Genomic DNA, 8,562 nt, shown 5'->3' on the forward strand with positions numbered 1-8,562 from the left:
GTCACCCGTGGCATTGCTCCTGGGCCGGTGGGCTGGAATGATGCCGTGCTTGGGCTTCTCCGGTCGCAGCGGCGGAAGACGGAAGCAACGCGAAAAACGGCGTACTAGAAATAGAAGAATGAAGTTAGAGAGCTTTAACACCTGCCTTTCTACGCGAACCGGGCAGCATATCCGACACGCGATTCAGGAAGTTCGACCTGGGAGGACGGTCATCGTCGCTCATTCGCCGACAAAGCTGGCTTGTCACGCGGCAAGGTGTTGATGGAGAATGATGGCGGTATTGCGCCCTATCGGCGTCTGACTGAAATCGAAGTCGCAAGCGTTTCCAGGAAAAACAGACCCAAAGATGCGACCCAATCCAAATCCTCAACTCGACCAAACCACAACCGAGGAGCTGGGGCGGGTGTGGCCGTTACTCGGTCGAACCATGAACGCGCTGCGCATGTATTTTGCGCGCCTGCTGCGGGTGAGCGAGGGGAGGAAGCCGGAGATCTATGCCGAGGTCTTCCGGAGCGCCGAGTTTGCCGACTTGAACTACTGGCTCGAAATCACCTTCTCCACCAGTATCGCCGTGCTCGGGTTGATCGTCAACAGCCCGGCGGTCATTATTGGGGCGATGTTGATTTCTCCCCTGATGGGCCCGATCATCGCCAGCGGCCTGGCCATCGCCCTGGGCGACTTTTATCTGGGCCTCAAGGCCTTCACGAATGTCCTCCTCAGCATCTTGGGTTCAATCCTGCTGGCCGCGGTGATTACCTGGGTCTTGCCCTTCCGCACGCCGACGCCCGAGATTTTGGCCCGTGTGCAACCCACCTTACTCGACCTGGGGATCGCGGTGCTCTCGGGGATGGCTGGCGCCATCGTGGTCTGCCGTGGCGGCCAGGGTGGCGGCGTAACAGCCTTGCCCGGCGTAGCCGTGGCCGTGGCGTTGATGCCACCGCTGGGCGTGGTCGGCTTCGGACTGGGAATCGGATGGGACTGGCCCATCATCCGGGGCGGTGGCTTGCTGTTCCTTACCAACCTGGTGGCGATCATATTTAGTTCCTTCCTGGTCTTCTTCAGCGTCCACATGGATACGGCAGGCGTGCGGGCGCAAATCAATAAATGGCTCGAAGAACACGAGAAGAGCGAACACTTCTACGAGGTCATTGAGCGGACACCACTGCGCCGGTTGCTGGGGAGAGTGGGAAGCCTGCCGCGGCGCGTGCTGATCCTCCTTATTTTTGTGGCCATGGTCGCCTTTCCCTTGCAGCAAACCCTCACCCGGTTGACGCAGGAAGCGCGTATTCGCCGTGTTGTTCTTGACGAGTTGCACAAATTCATCCCGCGAGATGCCATCTTCCAGGAAGGCACGGAGATTTTTCCCGATCGCATTCGCGTCCGCGTGGTGGCAGTGCTGCCGGAGGGCTTTTCAACGGAAAGGCGCCGCCGGTTAGAGGAGTTGCTCCAGGCGCGCGCCGGGCGGACGACGCAGGTGGCCGTCTATGACGTCGCCACGCGCGAAGAGCTGACCGCGTTGACCGGTCGGCTGATTCCTCCCGCCCAGCCGGCATTGGAGACCAGCGAAGAGATCCGTGGCAAACTTTGGGCCAGGGTGAGGCCCGCGATTGCTTCGGCATGGCCTTCAGACCGCTCGCCCCTGCTGAACTATCGGGTGACCCTTGAGCCGGAATCACCGGTCCTGCTTGTCCATCTCGTTTATCTGGCAGAACAGGATTTGGGAGAGTTGGGCGAAGGAGCCGTGCGCAAGGCCCTGCGGGAGCGGATCGGTTCGGCTGCGGTGGGAGTTACATTTGAGCGAGTGCCACCGGCGCTGAGACTTGCCTTCCCAGCCCGCTCCGCCAATCTTTCCACCCGGAATCGTCGGCAATTAGACGAGGTGGCCACGGTTCTGCAAAGGTTTTCTCGGGTGGAGTGCACCCTCGGCATCGGCGCACAGAAGGAAGAAATCGACCCACTAGGGAAGCAAAGAGCGTCAAGAATCCAGGAGTATCTGGCCGGACAGAAGAAGATTGCCCCGGAACGGCTTGTGCCCAAACCGGTCGAGGGGGCGCGCGACGTTGTCGTGCTCGAGCTCGTGCCGCCAGCTCAACCCTGAAGAGCATTTTCCCCATTACTTTCAGACCAATGCCGGCCCAGGCCAGCGGTTCAAGAAGGAATGAGAATCATCGGTGGGCTAGATCCTCCCGCAGGCGCTTGTGTCACGCAGCCGGGTGATTGCAACTTGAGGAGGTGGCAACCGGATGGACCTATTGACCGCGCAAGAATTAAGGCCTTTGCTTGAAACACGACATGGGCTGGCTGTCTCAATCTTTCTGCCTACGCACCGTGCAGGAAGAGAGATTCTCCAGGATCCCATTCGCTTGAAGAATCTTCTGAGGAAGGCTGAAGCAGGGCTGGTGGAAAACGGGCTTCGGAGAGCGCTGGCCAGAGAGTTCTTGGCACCCGCCCGCGAGCTCGTGCAAAGAAAACACTTCTGGCGCTACCAGGACAACGGTCTCGCGCTCTTCTTATCTCAGGGCTTTTTCCGATACTTTCGCCTTCCGCTTCATTTTCAGCAGTTGGTCGTGGTTGCCGATCGCTTCCATGTGAAGCCTCTTCTCTCCTTATTCACAGGTGACGGCCGTTTTTATGTTGTAGCGCTCAGCCAGAACCAAGTCAGACTCTTTGAGGGCAGTCGCTACACTGTGAGTGAACTGGATCTGGAAGGTATCCCTCGAAGTCTTCGCGAGGCGCTCAAATACGATGATTTCCAGGCACAGCTTCAGTTGCACACCACAACATCGCGGCCTTCGGGGAAGCGGACAGCGGTGTTCCACGGTCACGGAGCGGGGATGGACGATGCCAAGGAGAACGTGCTGCGATACTTTCGGGCAATTGATAAGGGCCTGCAAAGCCTGTTAAGGACCCAGCCGACCCCTTTGTTGCTGGCAGGCGTGGACTATCTGCTTCCGATTTACGCGAAGGCCAACACATACCCGGGCCTCCTGGATCAAGGAATTACGGGAAATCCTGAGACCTTGAGCGCGAGCCAACTGCATGCTGCCGCCTGGGAAATTGTTCACCCATACTTCAAGCAAGCACAAGACCAAGCCCTTGCACATTACCATGACCCTACCAACGCCAACAGGATCTCCAGGGACGTAAGGGAAATCCTTCCTGCGGCCTACCAGGGTCGCATTGAGTTCGCCTTTGTCGCGGTCGGCGTACAACAGTGGGGCACTTTTGATCCCCAAGAGAACCTAGTGTCTGTCCACGAGAAAGTTGAACCCGGTGATGAGGATTTGCTGAACCTCGTCGCAGTTCAAGCCATCTTACACGGGGACACCGTCTATGCCGTGCCGCCCTCAGATATGCCGGATGGTTCGTCAATCGCTGCTCTGTTTCGCTATTGATCAGCCAAGCTGCTCTCCTTGAGACCTAATTTGGGAAGAGGGGGAGCTGGTCAAAAGTGCCAAAGGAAGATTGTGCCGGCTCAATAACCCCGTCGAGTTCGGGCAAGACAGCAAGCGGCCCGCCCGAGTGAGGAACCAGGAGATCACCAATACACTGGCGCCGTCCGATGCCGCAAGCGAGCTTCCTTTTTGGGTGGGCAGAACGCACAAATCAAGGATAAGATACGCGAGGAGGTTAGTGTGATCTGAGAAAGGCTCGATGGAAATCGAATCCGGAAAAATACTGATTGAGATTTTCTTCCTCTTTGGGGCAGCCAAGATACTGGGCTGGCTTTCACAGAAGCTTGGCCAGCCGGCGGTGGTGGGCGAGCTCGCCGCGGGAATCATGATCGGCCCGCATGCGCTCGGGCTGGTCCACGCAGGCCCCCTTGTCAACGTCCTGGCCGAAATCGGAGCCATCGTTTTGCTGTTCTCGGCTGGCCTGGAACAGCGCCTGAGCGAACTGATGCGGGTGGGATGGGTTTCGACGCGCGTGGCGATGCTCGGGATTGCAGTGCCTTTTGGGCTTGGTTTTGGCGCAGGCCTCTGGTTCAAGCATTCCAACACGGAGTCTATTTTCTTGGGCACGGCGCTGGTGGCGACGAGCGTTGGGATTACGGCCCGCGTGCTCGAGGATGTCGGGCAGCAACAATCGCGCTCGGGGCGGATTATTCTGGGCGCCGCCGTGATTGACGACATTTTGGGCATGATCATTCTCGCCGTGGTGAGCGGCGTGACCCTGGGGCAGAAAGACGCAAGACAGATTGCGATTGCGGTGATTCTGGCCCTGGGGCTGGTGATTTTTGTGCTGCTGGCTGGACGAGGGATGATCCGCCGGGTGGTGCCGCGAGTTGCCCACTTCACCCGGCAGAAGTCCTACTTCAGTCTCGCGCTTCTGATCTGCCTCGGCCTCTCCGTGCTGGCAGTGGAAGTCGGGATCGCGGCCATCATCGGGGCTTTCCTGGCCGGTCTGGTGTTTTCCGAGGAAGAGACGGCGGAGGATTTGCGAGTCAAAACGCACGCCATCTATGAGTTTGTGGTTCCGTTCTTCTTTGTCGCCATGGGAATGGCGATGGACATTCGAGTGTTTGCCCGAAAAGAGATTTTGCTGGTCGCCGGAATCGTCACGTTTTTGGCGATTGTCGGCAAGCTGGTGAGCTGCGGCCTGGCGGCGATGAATCTCGGCTGGCTCGAAGCACTGCGCATCGGCGTGGGCATGGTGCCGCGCGGCGAGGTAGGGCTGATTGTCGCTTTAATTGGCCTCAACCAGAAGGTGATGTCGGCGGAGCTTTATTCCGTCATCGTGATCATGAGCTTGATTACGACAATGATCGTGCCGCCCGTCCTGACCCGCCTCTACGCGAAAGCCAAACCCGCTGCTCCGGTCACCCCTATCCCATAGGGCTCCTGGCTCTTTTCCTTCCGCATAAAGTCCTCTGGGTCTGGCTGTAAATCAGGCCTTCACGGTGAGCGATTTCGAAGTCATCAAGCCGTGCGTGTCATGCTGAGTCCCGATGAAATCGGGACGAAGCATCTGCTTTTTCCTCGGTCAGGGGCATATTTTGCGCATCCACGGGTCACTCTTCACGAATCACGGGCTTGCCCTGAGCGAAGTCGAAGGGTCACGGCTCCTTTCTGCTTCTTGACCATTCTCGAATAAGGATTCACTATTAACGAAGCCGGGCCTGTAGCTCAGATGGATAGAGCAGCGGTTTCCTAAACCCACCAAATCTTCTATCTTGTTGGCTCGTCTTGCCTTTTGATACGTTTTGTTGCTTGGTTTTTCTTGTATTCGGGGCGTTATTGTTCTCCCCTTGTTCCCAAATTTGGGGGGCTTACGGCAGGAGGCCGATTCGGCGCGGGAGGTCAGCGAAGCGCCGGTCCGAACAAAGGCTGCCGCTCATCGGCTCTACCCTGAGGGAACACCACCTCCTCGAGCTCGCCATCACAGCCCCATCCGGGATAGAATGTCCCTCTACATTGAGGGAAGAATAGCAGCAAACGCATCTGAACCTGTAGCAATGAACTACCACCTGAGGGGGACCGGTGAAGCACGCTGAAGTAGTTCAGGCGTGGGGCAGAATCCTGCAAGGCTACAGGCCGAATCTCTCCATCGAGATCACCCGCGAATGTCCGCTGCGATGTCCGGGATGCTACGCCTACGAAGACGCCCATTTAAACAATGGAATCAATCTCAGGCAACTCGCCGATCACAAAGGCGACGCACTCGTGGATGGTGTTCTCGCTCTGGTTCGGCGCTATCGTCCGCTGCATCTTTCCCTTGTTGGCGGCGACCCGCTGGTGCGTTACCGCGAGCTGGAAATCCTGGTTCCCAAGCTTGCCCAAATGGGCATCCACCTGCAAGTTGTGACCAGCGCGTTCCGTCAGATTCCTGTTGCGTGGGCGAGTCTGCCGCAGGTAAAAATTGTGGTCTCCATCGACGGGCTTCAACCGGAGCACGACGCGCGCCGGACGCCCGCCACCTACGAGAGAATTCTGCACAACATCGCCGGCCATCGCATCACCGTACATTGCACCATCACCGGCCAGATGATGAAGCGCCCCGGATATCTTGAAGAGTTCCTCCAGCTTTGGACTCCCCGTGAGGAGGTCACACAGATTTGGATGAGCATGTTTACCCCGCAAAGGGGAGCCATTGCGCCCGAGATTCTTACACCAGCGGAGCGCAGGCAGGCGATCGAGGAACTTCTGCGTTTGCGCCGGATTTACCCCAAGCTGGATATGCTCGAGGCGCTGATCCGGGAGTTCTTGAATCCGCCAAGCTCGCCCGAGGCGTGCATCTTCGTGCAGACCACGCACACCATCTCGGCCGACTTCAAGACTGGAATCGTGCCCTGCCAGTTCGGCGGCAATCCTGATTGCTCGCAATGTGGATGCATTGCTTCCATGGGCTTGGCTGCTGTCGGACAGCACAAGATTCTTGGCAATCTGACGGCGGGGAAGATCTTCTTCAAGTCGGCGCAGATCGGCAAAGCCATCGCAAAGCTTCGCACAGATAATGGCGCAACGCAGGGCCGGCGGCACCCGTGGGATTGGATCCCACGACGCAGGGTTCGGCAGACTCCTTTAGCAGGATGCTGAAAAAGACCGGCACAGCCTACAAGTCTGTGCCACCTCTGCTCGTCAGCGGTTAGCAAGTGGCACAGGCTTTCAGCCTGGGCAGGCCAGTGGTGCGGACGCCGCGCCCTTTTTCAGCACCCGGTTAGTTCCCGAGCTCCTCGAAGACCGCTGCTCATTGCGCAAGTCTCGAAAACGTGCCCGTATGCTATTCTATTGTTTAGCAGCAGGTTCGGCGTGGGCCTGTAGCTCAGATGGATAGAGCAGCGGTTTCCTAAACCGCGGGTCGGGAGTTCGAGTCTCCCCAGGCCCACCATTTCATTTCGACAAGTTGCAAACCTTCTCGCACCTCGCCGAAACCGCACTGTGGGGACTTTTGTGGGGACTCTGCGTGCATTTTGGTGAATGTCGCCACAACGTGAGTCAACCCGCCGCACGAAGCAAACTCGCTGACCTGGAAAGGGTTGCAAGGGTTTCCGCCATCCGTCCAGCAAGTTAGCGAAATCACTCAGAAACCTTTCTCAAGTCTTCGGGACTCATGCCGGCATCGCGCAAGATGCTCTTCAGGAGCTTCGGGTGGAGGATTTTTGACCCGTGAAAAGGGATAGTAACCCGCTTACTGGCGGCATTCTTGTAAATCTTGTGGCTGCCGCTCTGCCTCGTTAGTGAAAAACCTGCTTTCTCCAATGCAGCGGCAATCTCACGGGCTGTGAGGCGGGGCAGTCTCGGCATCAGACGGAAACTTCAACCGTGGACAGGCTCACGGATACATGCTGGGGAATCTCTTCGCCGTCGGCAAGGCGATCCTCTAGGTGCAATCGGATAGCGTCCTTGATGTTTTCGACGGCTTCCTCGTAGGTGTCTCCCTGGCTGTAGCATCCCTGGAGTGTGGGGCAGGAGACAAAGAAGCCTTCCGCGTCGCTTTCGATGATGATGGGAAGCGTGAACTGTTTCATAACCAAATTATACCGCAACTGGGACTCACCGATCCGAAGAGGCTGCTAAATCGTGACAAGTCCCAATTACGCTCGAAAGGCAGGGCAGGCCCTTCGGCTTCGCTCCCTTCGGCTACGCTCAGGATAAACAGGGTAAACAGGGCAGGCAGGGAGAGAAGGAGGCAAGGACACAGGACAAGCCCATCTCCCGAGACCCATGACTTCGGAAAGTCGAAAATCGAGACTCGAAAATCGAAAACCGAAAATGGGGGAAAGCCGATCTTTAGAGCTCATAGACTGTCTGCGAAAACCCGATCTTGTCCTCAGCGGCTGAAGCCGGATTGAGGATGCTGAACTTACGGCACGACTCCCTCGACTTCGCTCGGGACAAGTTCCGTCGTGCCCTGCCGAAAAACAGCGCTTTTCGCACAGGCTCGACAGCCCCCGCGCGAGTGTTCAAGGTACTGTTGACAATTCGGGCGGCGTAATGCACGCTCTTAAATCAGGTAGTGAGGATCCTGGATTCTAGGTCACTCTCGTAACCGACCAAGCTCAACTCAGCCCACAGCCCAGTCCCGCATAGCGCTCCCAGGCGCGCAACCCATTCTGGATGTGTGACGAAGTGAGACCCAAGGTGGAATTCACGCTGTGGAGTCATGAAGAGCAGTTTTATGTTGGGTCCCAAAACGTGGAGGCCAACCTGCGGCGCTTGGGCCGACGCGAAGTATGGCTTTGGCTAACCACGCTTGCAGGGATGCTACTCTCGGCGGTGGCTTTCGTGCTCCTTTCGGTCCCTGCTCTTTTCCGCCCAGACAACCCCCTTTTCCAGCTTGATCCCGAAATCACCACTCGAGGTCTGATGGGTTTAGTGCTCTTGCTCAGCGCTTATGCCGTGCACCGGCAGTGGTTGTTCCGGCGGCTGCGGAGACGACTGCCCCAGCAGCCAGTGGGATGGCTGGACCCGTCAGAACAAGCAGTCGAAAGCTACGACCCTTCCGCGGTCGATCCGGTCACCGGCCTTTGCACCCGAAGCTTCGCCGAGCAGTGGCTGACGAAAGAGATCGCCAGCGCGACACGGGAGGACAAGCCTCTCACACTGCTCGTTCTTGCTTTGG

At 57.7% G+C, this 8,562-nt stretch carries 6 protein-coding genes and 1 tRNA gene; 6 read left to right on the plus strand and 1 reads right to left on the minus strand.

The features are described 5' to 3' along the window. Window positions 1-346: 346 nt before the first annotated feature. The 5 genes from VIH17_12175 (at window position 347) to VIH17_12195 (ending at window position 6,828) form a co-directional block, all read left to right on the plus strand. On the plus strand, window positions 347-2,098 hold the full coding sequence (locus tag VIH17_12175; GenBank protein HEY4683985.1) for a DUF389 domain-containing protein: 1,752 nt from the start codon (window positions 347-349) through the stop codon (window positions 2,096-2,098). Between the two features lie 265 nt (window positions 2,099-2,363). After that, on the plus strand, window positions 2,364-3,395 hold the full coding sequence (locus VIH17_12180) for a hypothetical protein (GenBank protein HEY4683986.1): 1,032 nt from the start codon (window positions 2,364-2,366) through the stop codon (window positions 3,393-3,395). A 259-nt stretch (window positions 3,396-3,654) separates the two neighbouring features. After that, entirely contained in the window at window positions 3,655-4,836 is a 1,182-nt protein-coding gene (locus VIH17_12185) for a cation:proton antiporter (GenBank protein HEY4683987.1), read from the plus strand. Between the two features lie 644 nt (window positions 4,837-5,480). Next, entirely contained in the window at window positions 5,481-6,536 is a 1,056-nt protein-coding gene (locus VIH17_12190) for a radical SAM protein (protein ID HEY4683988.1), read from the plus strand. Between the two features lie 215 nt (window positions 6,537-6,751). Next, a tRNA-Arg gene (locus tag VIH17_12195) sits at window positions 6,752-6,828 on the plus strand. 415 nt (window positions 6,829-7,243) lie between these two features. On the opposite strand, the gene VIH17_12200 is transcribed toward VIH17_12195, so the two are convergent. Beyond that, entirely contained in the window at window positions 7,244-7,468 is a 225-nt protein-coding gene (locus VIH17_12200; GenBank protein HEY4683989.1) for a type II toxin-antitoxin system HicB family antitoxin, read from the minus strand. Between the two features lie 838 nt (window positions 7,469-8,306). Between VIH17_12200 and VIH17_12205 the strand changes: the two genes are divergently transcribed. Beyond that, on the plus strand, window positions 8,307-8,562 hold a 256-nt coding region (locus tag VIH17_12205; GenBank protein HEY4683990.1), incomplete at its 3' end, for a hypothetical protein.

The organism is Candidatus Acidiferrales bacterium, from assembly GCA_036514995.1.
Classification (GTDB): Bacteria; Acidobacteriota; Terriglobia; order Acidiferrales; family DATBWB01; genus DATBWB01.